Below are 22,690 nucleotides of genomic sequence, written 5' to 3'. Positions count from 1 at the left end.
TAGATATGAGTAATGCATCGATTGTTCTTGTAACAGGCGGGGCGGGCTACATCGGTTCCCGATTGGTTCCCAAACTGCTGGCCGCAGGTTATCGAGTCAGGGTCTTGGACGCGCTGTTCTTCTCCAATGGGCTTGAGTTGTTCATGAGTCACCCTCGCCTGGAATTCATCAAGGGTGATATCCGTGACAACTCCATCATGGATAAGGTGTTGCAGGACGCCAGTACCATTATCCATCTTGCTGCGGTGGCCAATGACCCGAGTTTCAATTTGGCCCCTGAACTGGGCCAGTCAATCAATATCGATTGCCTGCCCCATTTAATCGGTAGCGCAAAGCGTCTGGGGTGCCAGCGTTTCATTTACGCCTCGTCTGCGAGCGTGTACGGGATCAATGCAGAACCCTTCGTCGATGAGAACCAAGCCTGCGTTCCGATCACTGACTACAACCGATTCAAGGCGCAAGGAGAGAAGATACTCTTCGACTTGACCGATTCAACCTTCCAGACCGTAGCCGTTAGAGCCGCCACGGTCTGCGGTTGGTCACCTCGGCAACGGCTTGACCTTACGGTGAATATCCTGACTGCCAGCGCGCTTGCACGTGGTGAAATCACCGTGTTTGGAGGCAACCAGTTCCGGCCAAATGTCCATATCGGCGATCTCACCCGACTCTATACGATGCTCGTCCAGCGAGAGTCTCTGAGTTCGGTCAGTGGAACTGCCATCAACGTCGGTTATGAAAACCATACGGTCACCGATATCGCAAACCAGGTAAAAGATATCGTCGACAAGTACTTCTCAACTAACGTACCGATCACCACCATCGCCAGTGATGATGTCCGCTCATACCGCCTGGATTCGCGCAGGGTCCAGCAGCAACTCGGGTTCGAATTCATCTATTCGATCCGGGATGCCGTTCTGGAGATATGCGAGCAATGGCAGTCGGGGAAATTCATAGACAGCGATGATGTGCTCTCGGACACCCGCTACCACAATGTTCGAAGTATGCAGCACAACGATTGGTCCTTCGAGCCTTGCGGAGAAACTTCGTCGTGCTAAGTATTTCTTATGGAAATCAGGCAGAGGAGATCGTCGAGGTCAGCTCGAGATCTTCCGCTTTTGTAGCCTGCGTGGCGACCTTAGCCAATGCTCATATAGGGGTGCGTCCCTACGTACCCCAGTCATCGGCGCGAACGAAACGCACACAGTTGTTGGTGGGAGACACCTATGTTACCGGGCTCGGGGTGTCACGGGAGATAGTTTCACTGCCGGCACCGAGGATTATCCGACTCTATGATGTCGATACTGGTGAGCGCGCCCGTCACATGCCGGACACTTCGACCGTTGTCTTGTCGCTCGACAAGGCGACCGTCATCAGTACCGAACGGGTACGGGTTGGGGGCATCGAATACAAGTTGACGGTAAGGCAATTCATCAATGCGCCTGAAGTTACCGCCGTTTCAACCTACATAGGGTTGTACCGGGTCGGCGGTCGGGGAAAACCGCATCGGGTGCGCTTGGACTTTGGCATGGACGACTCGGCACTGAATGAATACCTGGGTGCCTCTGCTTGGTTGACTGCCCGTCACTACAATATCAAACAGAGTTTCAGCGACGACGGTGACTTAAGTGTAATAGTGGAGACGCGAGAGCAGCGACTGAGCTATAGCCTTCGTTTCGAAAGATCCCAACCGGCCGCCAGCTCCGTTATTTACTGGGATGAACAGGACAGTGGCTGCGTCGCCTCGATAACTTTTGATTTTTCAACAATCGAGCACCAGCAACTTTCCGTGCACTGGAAATTAGCACAAGATTCTTTTAATTCGATTTCTGCGTTTTTTTCCTCTGGTACCGATCCGGCTGGTATCGAAAGCGCACACCAGAAAAGGTGGAATACGCTTTGGGATGACCATGAAGTCATCATCAACTCAAGAGGCAGTCCTGCGGAACTCGGTATGAAGTATGCCGTTTTCCAGCTTTTGCAAAATGGAGTCGGCTCGAAGAGCAATGGCCGAGGTGTGATTTCACCAGCACGAGGACTAACTAGCACTTATCACTCTGGTGCCACGTTTTTCGATACTGAACTGCATAAATGTATTTTCTGGATCTGGAACGACCCCGAGATTGCAAAAGCCTTGATCGACTACCGCTACTATTTCATACAGCAGGCGCGGTTGTTCGCCCAAGTCAATGGCTTCGCCGGGGCTCGTTATCCTGAAGCATCCAACGACATGGGCACCGAAAACGGCCCCCATTACGTGCTGTCCTACCCCGATCCGGAACTGAGACGAGAATGGAGTGCTCGGGAGGTACTGCATATCTCAGCGGATGTTTGCTATGCCCTGAATAAATACTGGGAAGCCACTGGTGACAATGAGTATATGGAGTCACGGGGGTACCAAATCATTGTTGAAAGTGCCAGGTTCGCGGCGTCAGTTTTCAACTGGTCAGAGCATAAGCAAGCTTATGTTCTGAGGTCGGTGATGGGGCCGGACGAATACCATTATCATGTGGATAACAGTTTCTTTACAAACTACATGCTCAGATGGTGCATCAGGCTTGCCCTTTCAATGGTAGGGCGTCGTGGTTTTCCGCCGGTGTTAGCGGCGGAAATCGAGGAGTGGCGCACCCTGGCGGATAACGTCTACCTGCCCTGGATGATAGTGGCGGGTGTTTCGATCCCTGAGGAATTCGAGGGTTATGCTTCGCTTCCTGACACTTGCCTCAGAATGGATAAGAAACGTGGCCCACAGTTTGTCGATGAAGCTGAACGGGAAAAGGCCGAAAAGTTGCAAAACTTCGATTCACGTTTGATAAAGCAAGCGGACATAGTTTTGCTCATGTCACTATTTCCCGAGCACTTTACAGACATCGTTAAACGCACCGCATTTAACTATTATGAACCGCGTACGGTGCATGAGTCTTCGCTGAGCTATGGCCCCCATGCAGTGGTGGCCGCGCATTTGGGGGAGACGGAAACTTGTGCCGACTTCATGCTACGTGCGAGTCGCTACAACCTGGACTTCACCCCCGTGACCGAATACAGCAACGGACTGCATCTTTCCGCCTATGCTGGTGCCTGGCAAGGACTTGTCGAGGGATTGGCCGGCGTTGATGTGAAAGATGGGCGATTGTCCTTCCGGCCGCAACTACCTACCCATTGGGACTCCTGCCATTTTACCCTTTACTTTCGTGGACAGCGGCTCAAGGTCTCGATCCTCGGTCGAGGAGAACTCGAAGTCCGGAGAGGGGGATTGAAGCTCGCTACGCGCTTAAACCAGGACGCAAGCATAGGTCTCAAGGAGGATTACATATGATCTCCATTGCCGATCGCTTATCACCTTATGCCGAAGCGCTGAGCGTCTCGTCTTTTCGCAAGTTGCTCATTGGCCAAAGTCTCTCGATGGCCGGCGACGCTATTTGTCTGGCCGCACTGCCAATTGCGCTTATCCGGACCGGCTACGGAGGAGAAGTATTCGGTTTTGTTATGGCGGCAGTCGGGGTAGGGAGCGTGATCGGAGCCCTGGTCGGAGGTTTGCTGGCGGATCGAAAGTCGCCGAAGCAAGTACTGATTTACACCGACACGGCGAGGGGTTTTGCGCAACTGGCTGCGGTGGCGCTGATCGTCTTCGGTGCGCCCTGGTGGTGGCTGGTCTTTGTCTATCTGATATTTGGCATCGGCATAGGGGTTTCCCGTCCGTGCGCTCAGGTACTACTCGTCAATTTGCTGCCCAAGCAAGCACTGGTGGCGGGCAATGGTGCGATGAACTTTGTCGACAACCTGGTCGCTGTGCTGTTTCCCGCGACGCTGGGTGTATTCATCATTTTCTGGGATCCGGTCTGGGGCATATTGATCGATGGTCTGACATTCTTCTGCGCCGCCGTTTATACGGCGATGTTGCCCAATATGAAGCCCCATGAGTTCGAGGAGGAGTTTTCGATCCGAGAAGCGGTCAATGGCATTGCTATCGTTACCGGCAACTCCACGCTTTTACTGGGCTTCGCGGCCACCCTCGTGGTGAACGTATTGTGTTTCCCGATTTTCCTGGTCGTAGCGCCCTATGCGATCAGCGATCGATTCAACGAAGAAATGTGGGGAGTGTGTCTGGCCGCCTCGGGATTCGGTGCGTGCATTGGATCAATCATCACGGTGCTTGTTTCCGGACATAAACGACTGATTGGACTTGCAGTGACCTGCGGTTTGTTCCTGGCTGGCGCGATGGCCCTTCTCGGCATGGGAAGCTCGTCCTGGATGGCGATACTGGGGGCGACCCTGGTAGGTATTGTCGAAGCGTCCTGGTTGACTGGTTGGGCCACGGCGATGCAGACACTTTCTCCCGAGAAGGACCTTGGCAAAGTGGTGGCAGTCGATACGTTCTTTACCAGTGGCGTGCACCCCTTCATTTATCTCGGTAGCGGAATCGTCGGCGGGATGGTCGGTTATTCCCAGACCCTTTCCCTCACGGCAATTCTCAGTGCCGTAGGCACACTGTTAATTGTTCTGGTGTCCTTTACGCTCATGCCAAGGAGTGCTCAAAATGATCAAATGCAATAATGTGCAAGAGCAGGCCCAAGATCTTTCAGCTCTGATTCTCCAACGTTGGCAGGAGCTTTTAGCGACGGGAGACTTTGTGCTTGGCGAGGAGGTCGCGAAGTTCGAAGCATGGATGTCCGGGCGATGTAACAGAGCCCATGCCATTTCCCTCAACTCAGGCACCGACGCTTTGCTTCTGGCGCTGCGGGCTCTTGAAATAGGGCCAGGCGATGAAGTCATCACCTGCGCAAATACCTTCGTCGCGACGGTGGGGGCAATAGTTGCCGCAGGCGCCAAACCCGTTCTGGCAGATGTGGGCGATGATGAGCTCATCAGCGTCGATACCATCGAACCTCTCATGAATGCCCGGACAAAGGCAGTCATACCGGTTTACCTGCGCGGCCGACCATTGAACATTGACGCGATAATTGACTTGTGTCGTTCTCGCGGTGTGGCGGTAATAGAAGACTGCGCCCAAGCTATCGGCACTACCCTTGACGGGCATCAAGTGGGCACTCGTGGCGATGCATCAGCCTTCTCCATGCATCCGCTGAAGACACTCGGTGGCTTGGGAGATGGTGGGGTTCTGGTGACGACCCATCCAAAGATTGCCGAATATGCCAGGAGGGCACGTAATCACGGGTTGGAAACGCGCAATGAATCAGTGTTGTTCGGAATCAATTCGCGCCTCGATTCGTTGCAGGCGTCAGCCCTCAACATCAAGGCCCAGTATTTAGACCAATGGTTGAAGCGGCGACGGGAAATCGCTGCTTTCTATGATCAGGCCCTTAGCGAGACAGCGACGACAGTAGACCTTGGTGGTGGCAAGCCCGGCGGGTCTTACTATCACTATGTGGTGCAGTCGAAGCACCGAGACAGGTTACAAAGCTATCTAGCTGAAAATGATATCCAGGCGGCTATTCATTATCCAACACCTATTCATTGGCAAGAAGCCTGGTTGAAGAGTCAAGCTCAGGTTGTTTTGCCTAATACCGAGCGCTTGTCCCGAGAAATGCTCACTCTTCCTTGCCACCATCATTTGACAGACAGTGACGTTGAAAAAATCGTAGGTGCGATTAAGCGCTTTGAGCTCATGGAAAGCCAGTGACCTGGAGCGGTTCTTCGAAGCGCTGGATCAGGCGCTGGAGTTACTGCGATGTACTTGCCTGCCGATGTCGTCACGGAGCTGGAGGATTTGGCGGGGTGGTTCAATCAGTTGGGGCTGGGACGTTAGTTGTCCCAGTCGCGAAGTAATGGTTTGAATGCCGTGCTGCAGCGGATGTGTGAGTTGTCTATGTCCCTGTAGGAGCCTGCTCGCGATGACGGCATGTCAGTCGACATCAATTCTGAATGTCCTGCCGCTATCGCGAGCACCCCCCTCCCACAGGGATTCAGGCAGGTCAGATCTACCCAAGGCCACCACCCGGCAGCATACGGGTGCCGGTCAGGCGTTTCGCCGCTACAATGCACGCCTCGACCGTGACAAGCCTGACTAAAAAAACTATGTCTTTGCCCAAACATCACCTGGAATTGCTCAGCCCTGCCCGCGATGTCGCCATCGCCCGCGAGGCCATCCTGCATGGCGCCGATGCCATCTACATCGGTGGCCCGAGCTTCGGCGCCCGCCACAATGCCTGCAACGAAGTGAGTGATATCGCCCAATTGGTGGAGTTCGCCCGTCGTTACCACGCCCGGGTGTTCACCACCATCAATACCATCCTGCACGACAACGAACTGGAACCGGCCCGCAAGCTGATCCATCAGTTGTACGACGCCGGCGTCGATGCGCTGATCGTCCAGGACCTGGGGGTGATGGAGCTGGACATTCCGCCGATCGAGCTGCACGCCAGTACCCAGACTGACATCCGCACCCTGGAGCGGGCGAAGTTCCTCGATCAGGCCGGTTTCTCGCAACTGGTGCTGGCCCGCGAGCTGAATCTCCAGGAGATCCGCGCCATCGCCGACGAAACCGACGCAGCCATCGAGTTCTTTATCCATGGTGCGTTGTGCGTGGCGTTTTCCGGCCAGTGCAACATTTCCCACGCGCAAACCGGGCGCAGCGCCAACCGTGGCGACTGCTCCCAGGCCTGCCGTCTGCCGTACACCCTCAAGGACGAAAAGGGTGGGGTGATCGCCTACGAAAAGCACCTGCTGTCGATGAAGGACAACAACCAGAGCGCCAACATCCGCGCCCTGGTCGAGGCCGGCGTGCGCTCGTTCAAGATCGAAGGCCGCTACAAGGACATGGGCTATGTGAAAAACATCACCGCCTACTATCGTCAGCGCCTCGACGCCGTACTCGAAGACCGCCCGGACCTGGCCCGTGCCTCCAGCGGCCGCACCGCGCACTTCTTCCTGCCCGACCCGGAAAAAACCTTCCACCGTGGCAGCACCGATTACTTCGTCACTGACCGCAAGATCGACATTGGCGCCTTTGATTCGCCGACCTTCACCGGTCTGCCGGTGGGTGTGGTCGAAAAGGTCGCCAAGCGCGACATGCAGGTTGTCACGCACGAGCCACTGTCCAACGGCGACGGCCTCAATGTGCTGGTCAAGCGGGAAGTGGTGGGTTTCCGCGCCAACATCGCCGAACCCAAAGGCGAATTCGAGGAGGACGGCGAGAAGCGTTATCGCTATCGCGTCGAGCCCAACGAGATGCCGGAGGGGATGTACAAGCTGCGCCCCAATCATCCGCTGAATCGCAACCTTGATCACAACTGGCAACAGGCGCTGCAAAAGACCTCCGCCGAGCGTCGAATTGCCCTGAACTGGGTCGCTTGCCTGCGTGAAGAGCAACTGGAACTGACCGCTACCAGCGAAGAGGGCATCAGCGCCAGCGTCACCCTGTCCGGCCCGTTCGGCGCCGCCAACAAGCCGGAACAGGCGCTGGAGCAATTGCAGGATCTGCTCGGCCAACTGGGTACCACGCAGTACCACGCCATCGACATCAAGCTGGACGCGCCGCAGGCGTACTTCATCCCCAACTCGCAGCTCAAGGCCTTGCGCCGTGAAGTGATCGACGCCTTGACCGAAGCGCGGATCGCCGCCCACCCGCGTGGCAGCCGTAAGGCCGAGACCACGCCGCCGCCGGTGTACCCGGAGTCGCACCTGTCCTTCCTGGCCAACGTCTACAACCAGAAGGCCCGCGACTTCTATCACCGCCACGGCGTCAAGCTGATCGACGCGGCCTACGAGGCCCACGAGGAAACCGGCGAGGTGCCGGTGATGATCACCAAGCACTGCCTGCGTTTCTCCTTCAACCTGTGCCCGAAACAGGCCAAGGGCGTGACTGGCGTGCGCACCAAGGTTGCACCGATGCAGCTGATACACGGCGATGAGGTACTGACGTTGAAGTTCGACTGCAAGCCTTGTGAAATGCACATCATCGGCAAGATGAAGGGCCACATCCTCAACCTGCCGCAACCGGGCAGCGTGGTGGGGCACATCAGCCCCGAAGATCTGCTCAAGACCATCCCGCGCGCGCCGCACTGAGTGACTGGTGAGTGCGCTGCAACGGCGCGCTCACCTGTTCCAGCCGAAACCCCTTTTGCTGAATTCCAGACGCTGACGATAAACCTGGAGCTGGCGGTCGACACTATTTACAGGTATCGGCGACGGCCTTTTCAGCACGTTTGAATTCCTGTTTGACGTCGGTCGGGATGCGTTGCCTTTTCAGTTCCTGACCGAGGAAGGGTTGTTCGCCTCGGGACTGGACCTCAGCCTCCTCGGCCGTTATCTGCGCCTCGATGGCAGCGGCGTGCTTGTCGATGACGGCATCGACCTCGGCTTCATTCCTGGCGGTATCGAGTGCCAGGACCAACTGGCCGGCCTCGGCTTTTTCGGCTTCGGCATAGGCTTCGACCGTCAACCCGGAGGCCAAGGCTCGCGCTTGGGTTTCCAGGTCATTCAGGTGCTCCCGAGCGGCCTTGCAGACCGCTTCCTGTCGCTGGTTCTGGATGTGTTCCCAGGTGTTCAACCCATAAACCGCGGTCCCGAGTACCAGAAGGGTTGCAGCGGCCCCCATTAATTTGCCTTTCACTTTTGGCGCCCTCAAATGGCAAGGGAAGGGTGTTGCATAAACGATTCCCGATTCAATTCGAGTAAAGAAAAGCGTAGCAGAGCTGTTCGGGCTGAATGTGCGCCGATAAATCCCCGAGATCCGGCTCAACACTAAGCGCCTGTTTTAATGAACAATTTTTTTTGTTTGGGCTTCCCAGACGAGGAAAAAGTTGGTAAATTTGCGCCCACTCTTGCAGCGACCCTCAGGGAACCAGCCGCGAGAGCAGGCAACAGGTCTTGTTGCCACTCAAGAAAGCGAGTGCCAGGCACTCATCGCAACAGATACAGGGGCGTCGCCAAGCGGTAAGGCAGCAGGTTTTGATCCTGCCATGCGTTGGTTCGAATCCAGCCGCCCCTGCCATTTTTTTATTCCTGCATAATCAGATAACACTCGACCGACGGTTATTATTCGTCGACTCGTCGATTCGTTGGTTTTTGCCTCCCGTTCCCCGTTCCCCGGTCGCGCTGGCGTCACTACCGAAAGCGCTCCGGGATGGCCTCGGCAAACGGGTACCAGGAAAAATACGGCCTTGCCTCGTCGATGACCCGCTTGACCGAGGACCTTTGGGTCAACCTGTCGAAATAAGCACTCAAGTGGCGATGGTCACCGGGAAAGGGGACGAGGGTGCTGGCGTAGAACAGTGCCGGGGCGGCGGCACAGTCGGCCATGCTGAACGCGGGGCTGGCGACCCAGGTTCTTGCCGCCAGCTGACGTTCAAGCATGCCGTACGCCGTCATTAGCGCGGCGCGTTCGCGGGTCAGGTCGCCGTTTGCGGCATTGATTCTGTCAGCGACGATCTTCTGCATCGGCACCTGGATGTGCAGGTCGAAAAAACGATCCCACAGACGCACCTCCAGCGCGGTTTCCCAGTCGTCCGGAACCAGATGCACCTGGCCGGGATGAAGCCGGTCCAGGTACTCAATGATCACACTCGACTCCGGCACATCCTTTTGCCGGGCGTGATCGCGCAGCACCGGAAACTTGCCGATCGGCCACAGCGCTTGAAGCTCGGCCCGGTCAGCCTCGTTACCCAGGTCTATGACCCTTTTTTCAAACTCGATTCCCAGTTCATAGAGAGCGATCAGCGCTTTGTGGCAGAACGACGAGAGCGGATGGAAATAAAGAGTCAGTGACATCCTGCAATTCCTCGGTGAGATGGAAGCCACCTGATTATCCGTCGCTATCGGCCAATGCGCGAGGTGCTCCGCCCTGATGCCCGGCGCCTGCTGTTCGGGTTAGAGTACAAGTCTTCTGGCCTGAACATCAGGCATGCCACGTTTAGGGTCATATCGCCATGCACCAGATCGGACTCATTGTTTACCCCGGCTTCCAGGTTCTGGGCCTGGCCATGTGTGCCGCCTTCGAGTTGGCCAATAGCGCCGGCGACGAGCCGTTGTACCGCATTGCATTGCTGTCCGAGCCGGGTGGCCTGGTGCAAACGTCCGCCGGTTTTGCAGTGCAGACCGAAGCGTTTGACCAGCGCGCGTTCGATACGCTACTGGTCCTGGGCGACAACCTGATCCGCCCGACCACGCCGGGCATGTTGGAGTTTCTGCGCCGCGCCAGCCACGGCACCAGGCGTCTGGGTTCGATTTGCACGGGGGCGATTGCCTTGGCCCAGGCCGGTTTGCTTGATGGTCGGCGGGCGACCACCCACTGGGCGCATGTGTCGGCCTTTCGCAAGGCGTACCCGAACGTGAAGGTCGAGGAAGACCGGATCTTCATCAACGACGGCAACGTCTGGACGGCTGCCGGCATGAGCGCATGCGTCGATCTGGCGCTGGCCCTGGTGGAGAGCGATCTGGGCGTCGACGTTGCACGCAAGGTAGCGCGGCAATTGGTGGTGTATCACCGGCGTTCCGGCGGGCAGTCGCAGTTTTCGGTGATGCTGGAGCTGGCCCCCAAGACCGATCGCATACAGGCCGCGCTGAATTACGCCAAGCAGAATCTCAAGTCCGCGCTGTCGGTCGAGGAGCTGGCCAGTGCGGCCAATCTCAGCCCTCGGCAATTCAGCCGGGTGTTTCATGCCGAAACCGGCCAGTCTCCGGCCAAGGCCATCGAAAACCTGCGGGTGGAGTCGGCCCGGTTGATGATGGAAACCGGACGGCACTCTATCGATGCGGTAGCGACGGACACCGGCTTTGGTGACCGGGAGCGGATGCGCCGCGCTTTTATTCGTGCGTTCGGGCAGCCGCCGCAGGTGATTCAGCGTGCCAGTCGGGGCTGAATCGTGATGTCCTGAAAGGTGGTGTATACGACATTCAGGCCTTAATATTATTTGCGTAATATTTAACTCGTTGAAACCTTTTCCTCAATGAGATCACCGCCATGACCCTCGTCAAAGCCGCCGCCGTACAAATCAGCCCTGTTCTTTACAGCCGAGAAGGCACCGTCGACAAAGTGGTGCAGAAGATTCTCGAACTCGGCGAGCAGGGTGTGCAATTCGCCGTATTCCCGGAAACCGTGGTGCCGTACTACCCGTACTTTTCCTACGTGCAGTCGCCATTCGAAATGGCCGCCGAACACCTCAAGCTGCTGGACCAGGCGGTCACCGTGCCTTCGCACGCCACCGATGCCATCGGCGCTGCGGCCAGGCAAGCGGGGATGGTCGTGTCCATCGGCGTCAACGAGCGCGATGGTGGCACGTTGTACAACACGCAGTTGCTGTTCGATGCCGACGGCTCGCTGATCCAGCGTCGCCGCAAGATTTCCCCGACCTACCACGAGCGCATGATCTGGGGCATGGGCGACGGCTCAGGCCTGCGGGCCGTCGACAGCGCGGTAGGGCGCATCGGGCAACTGGCCTGCTGGGAGCATTTCAACCCGCTGGCCCGTTATGCCTTGATGGCCGATGGCGAACAGATCCATGCGGCCATGTACCCGGGGTCGTTTGCAGGTCCGCTGTTCGCCTCGCAAATGGAAGTCAGCATTCGTCAGCATGCTCTGGAGGCTGCGTGCTTTGTGGTCAACTCCACGGCGTGGCTGTACCCCGAGCAACAGGAGCAGATCATGGCCGACACCGGTTGCGCCATCGGTCCGATCTCCGGCGGTTGCTACACCGCGATCATCAGCCCGGATGGCTCGGTGCTGGGTTCGTTGCATGAAGGTGAGGGCGAGGTGATCGCCGACCTCGACATGGGCCTGATCGACAAGCGCAAGCGCATGATGGATTCCCGTGGACACTACAGCCGCCCGGAACTGCTGAGCCTGCTGATTGACCGCACGCCGCAATCCCATGTGCATGAGCGCAGCGCGCATCCAAAGCTGGCGGAACAGACCGGGCTGGAAGAGGTGATGGGTTAGTTCCGGGGAAAAAAACAGGGGACTTTATGGAAGTCCCCTTTTTGTTTGTCGGCGTTGCAGCTGTCGTTTCAGCGTCGCCAGAAGCAACGCGCCAGCAGCGCATCGATACCGAGCTTGCCGCCACCCGACAGCAACAGCGGCGTGAGGGCCACAAGATAGATCAAAGGCAGCTTGAAGTTGCCGTAACCCTTGTTGCTGATGGCATAGCCTTGGGCGAGTTCACTGAGAGTGTGCCAGTCGGCGGGCCAATGGACGGCGGCGGTTGCGACGAGGGTCACCACCATCAGGCTCAGCGCCGAAAAACGTGTGCCCAGGCCCACCAGCAAGGTCAGGGCGAAGATCAGTTCGGCCCACATCGACAGTTCCCAGTTCAGCGTCGCTGGAAGGTGGTCGAACGGAAACGGGAAGCGCTCCTGGATATCGGCGAACCAGTTCTGGCCGTTGAATTTTTCCAGGCCGGACTCGAAAAATTCCCAGGCGAGGAACACCCGCAGCGCCAGGGGGGCAACCCAGTGGCTGGCACGGTCGAGGTTCAGGTGCAGGCCTTTGACGGCCGAAGAAACGGAAGTGTTCATGGGCGTAGTTCTCTTTCAGGTCTGGGCGGCGGGGCAACGGCATACCCCCGAGAGTTGAGCGCTTTGATCGGCTTGGCCAATCGACAGGCGTATTTCATCAAAGGGGTGTATCTGCGGTGTGTCGTTGTGGCGGGGTTTTGAGTGCGGGGTGTGTCTGGGGGGGGGCTGTATACACTGAGATACGTAAACGGCCATCGCTTACCCCCTGTGGGAGCGAGCAGGCTCGCTCCCACAGGGAAATTGCTATACATTTTCTGGCCGCCCCCTGCATGGTGAAACCGCTTCATGTCTCTTGCGCTCGAACGTCTAGTCGCTGGCACGCCAATCCCTTTCGCCGGTAATCGTGTCACTGTCGTCAGCCCCGAACTGGCGCAACGCTTCCAGCCCGGTGACCACCTGCTGGTGGAGCAGGTCAGCGGCGAGTTGCTGCTGATCCCCGTGGCGGACCAGCAAGCGGCCAACGTCGCGATCGAGCGCGCCCAGGCGGCATTCACCGCGCTGTCGGCAGTGTCCGATCAAGCCATCAGCGCCTTCTTCGACCTGTTTGCCCAACGCCTGGAAACCGCGCAGTGCTGGGCCTTGATCGAAGCTGCCAACCTGGCCGACATCGAGCGGGCCAAGGCGCGCGGTCGCTCGACCACCCGGTTGCTGGCCGATGAGCGTATGCGTCGCGACATGATCGCCGGCCTGCGCGCCTGGCGCGATGCACCGGCCAGTCGTGGCAAGGTGATCAGTTGCGTCAAACACGATGGCTGGAAAGTCGAGCAAGTGGTCTCGCCGCTGGGCATCGTCGCGTTCGTCTTCGAAGGCCGGCCGAATGTGTTTGCCGACGCGGCCGGTGTGTTGCGCACCGGCAACACCGCCGTGCTGCGCATTGGCAGTGATGCGTTGGGCACCGCCCAGGCGATCGTCACCCATGCACTGAACCCTGCGCTGAGCGACGCCGGTTTGCCGGCCGGTGCCGTGTCGCTGGTGGAAAGTGTCAACCACGCCGCCGGTTGGGCGATGTTCGCTGACCGGCGCCTGTCATTGGCAGTGGCCCGTGGTTCGGGTCGCGCCGTCAGCCAGTTGGGGAGCATCGCGCAGCAGGCTGGCACGGCGGTCAGCCTGCACGGCACCGGTGGCGCCTGGTTGATCGCCAACACCGATGCCGACGCCCCGCGCTTTGCCGCCGTGGTGCGCAACTCCCTGGACCGCAAGGTCTGCAACACCCTGAACGTCTGCCTGATTCACCGCGACCGCGCCGCTGAACTGGTGCCGCTGTTCCTCGACGCACTCAAGCAGGCCGGCACCGCACGGGGCCAGGGCTGCAAGCTGCATATCGTTGAAGGCAGCGAGTCGCACCTGCCGCAAGACTGGCTGGCTGCAACGGTCCAGGTATACCGTGCCGAAGGCTATCAGAGCGAGGCGCAGGCCGAGCCGTTGCCGGAAGATCAATTGGGCCGTGAATGGGAGTGGGAAGAAACCCCGGAAATCAGCTTGAAGATCGTCGACAACCTGGACGATGCCATTACCTTGTTCAATCGCTACAGCCCGCAATTCACCGTGTCATTGATCAGTGAAAGTGCCGAGGCTCAGGAGCGTTTCTACAACGCGGTCAACGCGCCTTTTGTCGGCAACGGCATCACCCGTTGGGTCGACGGCCAGTACGCGTTGAACAAGCCGGAACTGGGGCTTTCGAACTGGGAGAGCGGGCGCCTGTTTGCTCGCAGTGCGATTCTCTCGGGTGATGGAGTGTTTACCATTCGTAGTCGCATGACCCAGTTCGATCTGGGCGTCAAACGCTGAGATGGCGGAACTTGTGACCGCTGCAAGCCCGCTCCCACAGTTTATTTTTATTCCAACATAAAAAAGCCTGCTCCTTATCGGGAGCAGGCCTTGTTTATCAATAAGTCAGTAATGACTCATCTTAATCAGTAGAACCGGTCAATCACCCGAACTTCGTTCTGGTTCTGCATCGAGGCCCAGGCCTGTTTCAGGGTTTGCAGAACATTACCGATGAAGTCCTTGTCGGCCGCGGCCTTCTTGCCGACATAGCCCTGGCCGCGACGGTACATCTTCAGTCGGGCGAGCAGGTTCTGGTTGTTCTGGTCGAACTCTGCTTCATGGGCGTGCGGCGACAGGCAGTCGATATGAACCTGGCCACACTTGCTGATCCAGAGAATATGGTTGTCGTGGCTGTCTTTCTTTGCAGCGAAGATACGAGCCAGTTCATCGATAGTTGGTTGATTGTTCAGATTCATCATAAAGCCCCTTGACCAATTGGTGATCTTTCAAAGTTGATTCGCTAATACAGGTAGCCCATCGGTTAGTTGATCCCTGGCACCGAAACCAGGACGTCAGCGTTCGACCGCCTTATCGGGCGGGGTCCTGCGTCTGTTGCATGTAGTCGTGTTGAATAACTGCTACGCAATAGCGTCACAACGAAGAGAAGCGGCGAAAACCTTAAGGCCACTGCCGACATTTTCAGGGTCGGCCACAAGCTTCATGAGGATTGCTCGCCAAGACTTCTCGCCCTTGTACTGGACGTTCAGGCCAGGTCAGCTTCTTCAATCTGCCTTGTGGGCAGCGTGTATCCGGGAAAAACAGCTCGGCGGTCAGACGAGCTTGCTCAAACGTGTTGCCTGTACTCCCGATCGGGGAGACGTCTGCATCATGCAAGGGCAAATCGGAGGCGTCAACGGTTTTGTAGTGAATATTTTTAGTCACTACATATTGTCGGACAAAGCTGTTGGGAATTAGCGGGTGGAGTCGAAGGTGTGTCGGTCAGGACGACAAAGGCGGACACTCAAAGCGGTAAAAAGTGCAGGGATAGCGGTCAACCACCTGCTGATGCAAGGTGAGCCCGGCAACGTTGAGCCCCAGCATCACGGCGGCCCAGAACAGGCGCGCCGGCTGATTCGCCTCGATGTGGAAAATCTGCCATTGACCGGGGAACCGACTCAAGAGGGTGGAAACGACAAATCGCGCGACACCCCGGCCACGAAAGCGTCGACTGACAAACAGATAGCCGATGTTGTAGTCGGCACCGGATAGATGGACCTGGTTATCCACGGTCACGAAGCCGGCCAGTTCACCGTCGACCTTGATCAGGAAGGGTCGGGTAGCCGGGTTTCGCCAGTAGTCGGGCATGGGCAGGATGTTGAAGAAACCGTATTCGCCGAGTTTTAGCGGTAACCATTCGCTGAAGTCGTAGGTATAGAACTGCATCAGGTTCTCGATGGTTTCCAGTTCATCGCGTTGGGCGGCGTGCAGTTCTATCGAAGGCATAGGGGTTGGCTCCAGTTACGCCGGGGCAGGTACACCCTTCATTATGGTTGGCCGCAAGGTTCGGTGTCGGGTTCAGGTTTTGCTTGCCGGCTTTGCCCCGCGCCTGGTACCACTCGATGGTTTGCGCGGGGCGCTCTTGCGCTTTTTCTTCCACGGAGTTGCGGCGCGCCCGCCGGGCGGTGGACCGCTGATGGTCAGGCTCAGGCCGGCACAGCGACTGACCTGCTTGCTCATCCACGCCGCCTGTTTGGTGACGAACTCCTCCAGGCTCATTTCCCCGCTTTGCACCATGTCCAGCGCCTGCTCCCAGATCGCCGTGGTGCCCGGATCGGCGATGGCCCGGGGTACGGCGTCGATCAGGCTGAACGCGGCCGGCGTGGCGGCCAGGGCCTTGCCGTTCTTGACCAGATAACCACGGTCGAGCAGGCCCTGAATGATCGACGCACGCGTCGCTTCGGTGCCGATGCCGGTGGTGTCCTTGAGCTTTTGCTTGAGCAGCGGGTCTTGCACCAGTTTGGCGACATTCTTCATGGCCTTGATCAGGTCGCCTTCCGTAAACGGCTTTGGCGGTTGCGTCCAGAGGTCCTTGAATTGCACGCCGGCCACTGCGCAGTCGATGCCTTCGGCCAGGTTGGGCAGAGTCTGCGGTGCCGGGGTTTCGCGCCCCTTGGCCGGAGCCAGTGCTTCGGGCAGGGCGCGTTTCCAGCCCGGCTCGATGATCTGCTTGCCGACAGCGCGCAAGGCCTCGCCGGCGCAGTCGAAATCGGCCTGGGTGCGGTCGTATTCGTGATTGGGCAGGAACTGCGCCAGGTATCGGGCGCGGATCAGGGTGTAGACCGCACGCTGTTTGCCCGCCAGACGTTCGAGGTTCTTCGCCGCAGCCGTGGGGATGATGCCGTGGTGCGCGCTGACCTTGGCATCGTTCCAGGCCCGTGAGCGCCGTTGCGGATCAAGGTGATCGTGCAAGGCGTTCAACGCCGGATCGGCCTGACGCAATGCCGCCAGAATGGCCGACGCCTCGCTGTGCTGACTCAGGGGCAAGTAGCCGCAATCACTGCGCGGATAGGTAATGACTTTGTGGGTCTCGTACAGCGCCTGGGCAATGTCGAGGGTTTCCTGGGCGCCGAGGCCGAGTTTCTTTGAGCAGACCTCCTGCAGGGTACCCAGGTCGAACGGCAGCGGGGCCACTTCGCGCATCCGTTCGGTGCGCAGATTGATCACCCGCGCACTGGCCGCGCCGCTCATGGCGGCCGCAGCTTGTTGCGCCAATGCCTGATTCAGACAGCGGTCCTGGTCGTCGCAAAGCTCGGATGCCGCGCGCCATTGCGCCGTGAACGCGGTGCCGTTGTGCAGCAGTTGCACGTCGATGGCCCAATAGGGGACGGGCACAAAGTCGGCGATACTGCGATCGCGATCCACCACCAGGCGCAAGGTCGGGGTTTGCACCCGGCCGACCGGCAACACACCTTGATAGCCAGACTGGCGCCCCAGCAGGGTGAACAGCCGACTCATGTTCATGCCGATCAGCCAGTCGGCCCGGGAACGCCCCAGGGCCGAGTGATAGAGGCTGAAGGTCTCGTTCCCTGGTTTGAGGGCCGCGAGGGCCTTGCGGATGGACGCATCGTCCAGCGCCGACAACCAGAGCCGGCGGATCGGCCCGCGATAGCGGCAATGCTCCACCAGTTCCCGGGCGATCATCTCGCCCTCGCGGTCGGCGTCCGTGGCAATGATCAGTTCGGACGCTTCACCGAGCAGGCGCTTGACCGCCTTGTACTGGCTGGCGGTGCGCGGCTTGACGGTCATTTTCCATTTTTCGGGAATGATCGGCAGGTCGGCCAGCACCCAGCGCTTGTAGCGCGCGTCGTAGGCATCCGGCGGTGCGGTTTCCAGCAGGTGGCCGATGCACCAGGTCACCGTGACGTCCGTTCCCAGCCAGCAGCCATCGCCCCGGCGTTTGGCGCCGAGGACCGCCGCAATGTCTTTGGCCTGGGAAGGTTTTTCACAGAGGTACAGCCGCATAACCACCATCGTCGATCAATGTGCCGGAGATGCACAGAATGGCGCTTGATGAACGATGGAGCAATCTTTATCTGTATGGATGTACAGGTTTGTGTGTCGCTCCCGTTCGGCTGCGAAGCAGTCGCGAGGGTAAAACTTGGGTTATACCTGATAAATCGTGGTTTCAGGTTTTGGGGCTGCTGCGCAGCCCATCGCGGGCAAGCCACGCTGCCACATCGATTTGCAGGTCCATTACCGTCATGAGGAATGTTTTCCATGAAAAGCTCCGGTCCTAGCCCTGTCATCACCATCGCCGAGCAGCCTGGCTGTCTGTTGGTAAAATTTCACGGCATTCAAGTGGCCGCCTCGGCGCGGGCCCTGGTGCTGCTGGAGGCCAACTACCCGCCGGTGTACTACGTGCCGCGAGAGGACATCGACGAGAAGTATTTCGCTCGCACCGACCACACCAGTTATTGCCCCTACAAGGGCGATGCCAGCTATTTCAGCCTGCAGGTGCCGGGGCATGAAAGCGCCAACGCGGTGTGGAGTTACGAAAACCCCAAGATATCTGTCGAACAGATTCGAGAGTACGTGGCGTTCTACCCGGATCAAGTGAAGTTCGAGCTGCTTGATGCCGAGGTTTGATTGTCGTTTTCAAGCGATAAGACAGTCACGATTCAACGGTTATCCCCCAGATCGGCAAATTCCGGAATGTCCTTCTGCTCACTTGGACATTCTGGATTGCCCCCCATGGCTATTGCCAATCAGCTGTTACAAATATGACAATGCGAGTAATTATCACTCGCGAATTATTCCACTCTCATGTCCGCCAACGATTTATCCCTGCGCAGCGCCGTCAACGACCTGTATTGCGACCATCACGGTTGGCTCCATGGCTGGCTGCGCAAGCGTCTGGGGAACGCGTTCGATGCCGCGGACCTGGCGCAGGACACCTTTGTCCGGGTGATCAAGGCACGCAGCGCACTGGAGATCCGCGAGCCGCGGCCTTATCTGTCGATGATCGCCAAGGGGTTGTTGATTGATCTGTTTCGCCGCCGCTCGCTGGAGCAATCCTATCTTGAAGCGTTGGCCGCCACTCCCGAACGGCAACAGCCATCGCTGGAGGAACAGGCGATTTTGCTGCAAGCACTGATGGAGATTGATCGGTTGCTGCAAGGACTGGGGCCGAAGATCAAGCAGAGTTTCATCCTCTCGCAGTTCGATGGCCTGACCTACCCACAAATCGCCGAGCGCCTGGGCGTCAGCGTGCGTACGGTAAACAACCACATGGCCAAGGCCATGGAGCATTGCTGTCTGATGCAAATCCAGTTGCAGCTCGCATGAGCCTGTCGCCCGCCGAACTGAAAGCGATCAGCAGCGCCGCGCAGTGGTATGCGCGGCTTCACTCCGGTGTTGCAACGGATGCCGATCAGGTGGCCTGGCGCGCCTGGCTGGCGGCTGATCCTGGGCATCACCAGGCCTGGCAGCGCATGACCGAGGTCGGTGAGCAGATGGCTCGGGTTCCGGGTGCACTGGCTGCGCCGGCCTTGCGCGGAGCCGATCGGTCCCGTCGCCAGGTGCTGCGCAGCGTGCTGGTGCTGGCGTCGGCGGGCTCCCTCGGGTGGTTGGGCTGGCGCAGTGAGGTAACCCGGGACCTGTTCGCCGACTACCGCACGGCCATCGGCGAGCGCCGGGAATTTCGCCTGGCCGATGGCAGCTCGCTGCTGCTCAACACCCAGACGTCGGTCAATCTGCGTTTCGATGGCCGGCAGCGGGTGCTGGAGTTGCTGGCGGGGGAAATTCTCGTTTCGACCGCCGTCGACCCTGCGCAGCGGCCGTTCAAGGTTGTCACTCGAGATGGCGAGGTCCGGGCGTTGGGCACGCGGTTTATCGTCCGCTCCCAGGGACGCGGCAGCGAAGTGGCGGTGCTGGAAAAGGCCGTAGAGGTGAGCGTGTCACCATCGAAGGCACGGCTGGAGGCTGGTCAACGCATGGCCTTCGGTCCTGCCGGGTTGGGTGCAATGCAATCGAGCGATGCCTCGGTCGGGGCGTGGCGCCAGGGCAGCATTATCGCGATCAACCGCCCCTTGGCCGAGTTGCTGGCCGATCTTTCGCGCTATCGCAGGGGTGTTCTGCGCTGCGATTCGAGCATCGCCGACCTGAAGGTTTCCGGTTCTTTTCCGATTGACGACACAGACGTGGCGCTAGCAGCGCTGGAGAGTGGTTTGTCGTTGCGTGTCACCCGCTACAGCCGCTATTGGGTCAATGTTTCCGGTGGTGCTACGGGTTAATCCGCGACGCCGATAAAAATAATTTCTGCACCATTGCACTATTCATGCGCATCGTTCGGCTCATCCCCCAATGAGTTTTTATTGATCGTTTGGGGGAGGGTAAGCATGTTTCGGGTGTACCAGTCTGGTCGTCTGGCGACCGCGGTGAAGTTCGGATTATTGGCGGCTACGACAACCGGTTTATGGTCTGCTGCAACGTACGCCGCGCCGGTGCCGGCGCAACAACAGCGTTCGGTTCAATCCTTCGATATCGCCGGCGGCAGCCTGACTGAAGTGCTCAGTCGTTTTGCCAGCGCGGCAGGCGCGGCCATTTCGTTCGATGCGCGGCAGACCGACGGTTTCAGTTCCCCCGGGCTGAAAGGCTCTTTCGGTGTCAGTGAAGGCTTTGCACGCATACTCGGTGGCAGCGGCCTGCAAGCCGAGCCCCAGGGCAACGGTACTTACATCCTGCGGGCGGCGCCTGTGTCCGGTTCGGCGCTGGAACTGGGCGCCACCAACATCAATGGGCAGGAGCTGGGCGCGACGACCGAGAACAGCGGGTCGTACACCACCGGAGCGATCACTATCGGCAAAGGCGAACACTCCCTGCGGGAAACACCGCAATCGGTGACGGTGATGACCCGCAAGATGCTCGATGACCAGAACCTCAACACCATCGATCAAGTGATGGAGAAGACCCCGGGTATCACCGTCTACGACTCGACCATGGGCGGCAAATACTTTTACTCGCGCGGTTTCCGCATGTCCGGCCAGTACCAGTACGACGGCGTGCCACTGGACATGGGCAACCTCTACGTTCAGGCCGACAGTTTCAGCGGGGACATGGCGTATTACGACCGGGTAGAAATCCTGCGCGGTGCCGCCGGCATGATGAAAGGCGCGGGCGGCACGGCGGGCGGTGTGAACTTCGTGCGCAAACGCGGGCAAGCGACGCCTCACACCGAGATCACCTTGTCGGGCGGCAGTTACGACAACTATCGCGCACAGGTCGACACCGGCGGCCCACTGAACGATTCGGGCACCCTGCGCGGCCGCGCCGTGATTGCGCAGCAGAGCCGGCATTACTTTGTCGACGATGCCAGTCGCAAGGACCAGGTGTATTACGGCGCGCTCGATGTCGACTTGAGCCCGGACACCACGCTCGGGGTGGGCCTGGCCTATGAAGATGTCGACGCCAACCCGTGCTGGGGCGGGTTGCCGCGCTACAAGGATGGCAGCGACCTCAAGCTTAGTCGTTCAACCTGCCTCGATCCGTCGTGGAACACCTGGCGCAGTAAACGCACAACGGTCTTCAGCGATCTCAAACACCAGATCAACGAAGACTGGGCATTGAAAGTCGCCAGCGTTTACACAAAAAACACCCAGGACATCAAATACGCGTTCGCCTCCGGGGCGGTAACGCCTGGCGTGGATACCACCGGTGTGCTGGGCAGCATGTACGACTACGATCAAGTCGATTACGGCCTCGATGCCTACGTGGATGGCAAGTTCGATGGGTTCGGCCTGCAACACGAACTGGTGGTGGGTTTCAATGCCAGTCGTTCGAACAAGGACGACTTCTACTCGGTGGCGTTTCTGCCGCAACGGCAAAATGTGTTCAATCCCGACAAACATATTCCGGAGCCGGACGACAGTTTCTTCATCGACAACTCGTCCCGTGGCGGTCCGGTCGATAGCGTGACCAAACAGAAGGGGGCTTACTCGACCTTGCGCCTGAAACTGGCGGAACCGTTGACCTTCGTCATTGGCAGCCGCGTCAGCTGGTACAGCTCCGATACCGATTCGGTGTTCATCAGTTCGGGTACGTCTGAACACGCCAGCACCAAGGAAACGGGGCAGGTCACACCTTTTGCCGGGCTGTTGCTTGACCTCAATGAAAACCTCACGGCCTATACCAGCTATGCGGAAATCTTCACGCCCCAGGGTAACTTGCGGGCCGAAGACGGCTCGACCCTCAAGCCTCTGGTGGGCCAGAGCTATGAACTGGGGATCAAGGGGGCGTGGTTCGACGGTCGCTTGAACAGCTCTTTCAATCTGTTTCGCACGATCCAGAAAGACCAGGCGCAAACCGACTACAACTCGTCTTGCCCATCCTCTGACGGCTATTGCTACGTCAATGCCGGCAAGGTCCGGGCCCAGGGCTTCGAGGCGGAAATCAGCGGTGAAGTCATTGAGCGATTGCAATTGCTGGCGGGTTACACCTACACCCAGACCAAGACCCTGGATGACATCGACACGAGTCTGAACGGCGCTGCGTTCAACAGCTATGTGCCTCGGCATGTATTGCGCATGTGGGGCGACTACACCCTGAGCGGGTCTCTTGAAAGGTTCAGCATTGGTGCCGGCGTCAACGCGCAGAGCGATAACTTTCGGGTTTCACCCAACAGTGCAAAAAAGATCAGCCAGTCGGGTTATGCCGTCTGGAACGGTCGCATAGGCTATCGCATCGACGACACCTGGTCTGTTGCGCTCAACGGCAACAACCTGTTCGACAAGCGTTACTACGCCACCATTGGTACCGAGACGTTTGGTAATTACTACGGTGATCCACGCAACTTCATGGTATCGGTCAAGGCCCGTTTCTGACGCTGCAAAACCCCTGCAGGAGCGAACCTGCTCGCGATGGTCGTTAACGAAAACGCGTGTTTAGTGGTTAAACGCGG

Annotated in this window: 18 protein-coding genes, 1 tRNA gene and 1 pseudogene; 14 read left to right on the top strand and 6 right to left on the bottom strand. The window is 58.5% G+C overall.

Translation table 11 applies throughout. The features are described from left to right. Window positions 1-5: 5 nt before the first annotated feature. The 6 genes and pseudogenes from ABIE16_RS22330 to ABIE16_RS22305 all read left to right on the top strand — a co-directional run bounded on the left by ABIE16_RS22330 (window position 6) and on the right by ABIE16_RS22305 (window position 8,022). Window positions 6-1,055: an NAD-dependent epimerase/dehydratase family protein gene (locus ABIE16_RS22330; protein ID WP_429521955.1), complete on the top strand. Its 1,050-nt coding sequence runs from the start codon at window positions 6-8 to the stop codon at window positions 1,053-1,055. Continuing rightward, window positions 1,049-3,313: a glycosyl hydrolase family 65 protein gene (locus ABIE16_RS22325; protein WP_429521954.1), complete on the top strand. Its 2,265-nt coding sequence runs from the start codon at window positions 1,049-1,051 to the stop codon at window positions 3,311-3,313. The genes ABIE16_RS22330 and ABIE16_RS22325 overlap by 7 nt, the downstream gene beginning before the upstream one ends. Continuing rightward, window positions 3,310-4,551, top strand: coding sequence for an MFS transporter (locus ABIE16_RS22320; RefSeq protein WP_340317668.1), 1,242 nt, complete (start codon window positions 3,310-3,312; stop codon window positions 4,549-4,551). Before ABIE16_RS22325 ends, ABIE16_RS22320 begins: the two co-directional genes overlap by 4 nt. Then, window positions 4,535-5,638 (top strand): DegT/DnrJ/EryC1/StrS family aminotransferase, encoded by a 1,104-nt coding sequence (locus ABIE16_RS22315; protein WP_429521953.1) that lies wholly within the window; start codon window positions 4,535-4,537, stop codon window positions 5,636-5,638. The genes ABIE16_RS22320 and ABIE16_RS22315 overlap by 17 nt, the downstream gene beginning before the upstream one ends. An 84-nt stretch (window positions 5,639-5,722) precedes the next feature. Continuing rightward, window positions 5,723-5,836, top strand: a pseudogene (locus ABIE16_RS22310) (SufE family protein); the annotation flags it as partial. 197 nt (window positions 5,837-6,033) lie between these two features. After that, window positions 6,034-8,022 carry a peptidase U32 family protein gene (locus ABIE16_RS22305; RefSeq protein WP_429521952.1) on the top strand — a complete coding sequence of 663 codons (1,989 nt, stop codon included), beginning with the start codon at window positions 6,034-6,036 and terminating at the stop codon, window positions 8,020-8,022. 103 nt (window positions 8,023-8,125) lie between these two features. On the opposite strand, the gene ABIE16_RS22300 is transcribed toward ABIE16_RS22305, so the two are convergent. After that, a complete protein-coding gene (locus tag ABIE16_RS22300; RefSeq protein WP_057715243.1) occupies window positions 8,126-8,554 on the bottom strand; it encodes a hypothetical protein in 429 nt (142 codons plus the stop codon). A 321-nt stretch (window positions 8,555-8,875) separates the two neighbouring features. On the opposite strand from ABIE16_RS22300, the gene ABIE16_RS22295 reads away from it, so the two are divergent. Further along, window positions 8,876-8,950: transfer RNA gene (locus ABIE16_RS22295), tRNA-Gln, on the top strand. 113 nt (window positions 8,951-9,063) lie between these two features. Here ABIE16_RS22295 and ABIE16_RS22290 read toward each other — a convergent pair. Next, window positions 9,064-9,726, bottom strand: coding sequence for a glutathione S-transferase family protein (locus ABIE16_RS22290; RefSeq protein WP_218498282.1), 663 nt, complete (start codon window positions 9,724-9,726; stop codon window positions 9,064-9,066). Window positions 9,727-9,884: 158 nt separating this feature from the next. On the opposite strand from ABIE16_RS22290, the gene ABIE16_RS22285 reads away from it, so the two are divergent. After that, on the top strand, window positions 9,885-10,817 hold the full coding sequence (locus ABIE16_RS22285) for a GlxA family transcriptional regulator (RefSeq protein ID WP_429521951.1): 933 nt from the start codon (window positions 9,885-9,887) through the stop codon (window positions 10,815-10,817). A 101-nt stretch (window positions 10,818-10,918) separates the two neighbouring features. After that, entirely contained in the window at window positions 10,919-11,893 is a 975-nt protein-coding gene (locus tag ABIE16_RS22280; protein WP_429521950.1) for a nitrilase-related carbon-nitrogen hydrolase, read from the top strand. A 68-nt stretch (window positions 11,894-11,961) separates the two neighbouring features. Here ABIE16_RS22280 and ABIE16_RS22275 read toward each other — a convergent pair whose 3' ends face one another. Continuing rightward, a complete protein-coding gene (locus ABIE16_RS22275; protein WP_429521949.1) occupies window positions 11,962-12,468 on the bottom strand; it encodes an HvfX family Cu-binding RiPP maturation protein in 507 nt (168 codons plus the stop codon). Between the two features lie 285 nt (window positions 12,469-12,753). Between ABIE16_RS22275 and ABIE16_RS22270 the strand changes: the two genes are divergently transcribed. Then, the gene (locus ABIE16_RS22270; protein ID WP_429521948.1) at window positions 12,754-14,256 is read left to right on the top strand and encodes an aldehyde dehydrogenase family protein; all 1,503 of its coding nucleotides are present in this window, start codon (window positions 12,754-12,756) and stop codon (window positions 14,254-14,256) included. Between the two features lie 125 nt (window positions 14,257-14,381). On the opposite strand, the gene ABIE16_RS22265 is transcribed toward ABIE16_RS22270, so the two are convergent. From ABIE16_RS22265 to ABIE16_RS22255, 3 genes are all read right to left on the bottom strand, one after another. Further along, window positions 14,382-14,711, bottom strand: coding sequence for a hypothetical protein (locus ABIE16_RS22265; protein ID WP_032829393.1), 330 nt, complete (start codon window positions 14,709-14,711; stop codon window positions 14,382-14,384). A 523-nt stretch (window positions 14,712-15,234) separates the two neighbouring features. Continuing rightward, on the bottom strand, window positions 15,235-15,738 hold the full coding sequence (locus tag ABIE16_RS22260) for a GNAT family N-acetyltransferase (RefSeq protein WP_429521947.1): 504 nt from the start codon (window positions 15,736-15,738) through the stop codon (window positions 15,235-15,237). 72 nt (window positions 15,739-15,810) lie between these two features. Next, window positions 15,811-17,757 (bottom strand): DNA topoisomerase III, encoded by a 1,947-nt coding sequence (locus tag ABIE16_RS22255; RefSeq protein WP_429521946.1) that lies wholly within the window; start codon window positions 17,755-17,757, stop codon window positions 15,811-15,813. A gap of 255 nt (window positions 17,758-18,012) precedes the next feature. Between ABIE16_RS22255 and ABIE16_RS22250 the strand changes: the two genes are divergently transcribed. The 4 genes from ABIE16_RS22250 to ABIE16_RS22235 all read left to right on the top strand — a co-directional run bounded on the left by ABIE16_RS22250 (window position 18,013) and on the right by ABIE16_RS22235 (window position 22,613). Beyond that, the gene (locus ABIE16_RS22250) at window positions 18,013-18,381 is read left to right on the top strand and encodes a DUF427 domain-containing protein (protein WP_090454941.1); all 369 of its coding nucleotides are present in this window, start codon (window positions 18,013-18,015) and stop codon (window positions 18,379-18,381) included. A 177-nt stretch (window positions 18,382-18,558) separates the two neighbouring features. After that, window positions 18,559-19,080, top strand: a complete 522-nt coding sequence (locus ABIE16_RS22245; RefSeq protein ID WP_057715235.1) for a sigma-70 family RNA polymerase sigma factor — start codon at window positions 18,559-18,561, stop codon at window positions 19,078-19,080. Then, entirely contained in the window at window positions 19,077-20,027 is a 951-nt protein-coding gene (locus tag ABIE16_RS22240) for a FecR domain-containing protein (RefSeq protein ID WP_349736208.1), read from the top strand. Before ABIE16_RS22245 ends, ABIE16_RS22240 begins: the two co-directional genes overlap by 4 nt. Window positions 20,028-20,132: 105 nt before the next feature. Next, entirely contained in the window at window positions 20,133-22,613 is a 2,481-nt protein-coding gene (locus ABIE16_RS22235) for a TonB-dependent siderophore receptor (RefSeq protein ID WP_429521945.1), read from the top strand. Window positions 22,614-22,690 lie beyond the last annotated feature (77 nt).

The organism is Pseudomonas sp. 2725 (assembly GCF_050434585.1).
Classification (GTDB): Bacteria; Pseudomonadota; Gammaproteobacteria; order Pseudomonadales; family Pseudomonadaceae; genus Aquipseudomonas; species Aquipseudomonas jessenii.
Note: the sequence above shows the minus strand (reverse complement) of the source record. Positions and strands in the feature narration are given on the sequence as shown.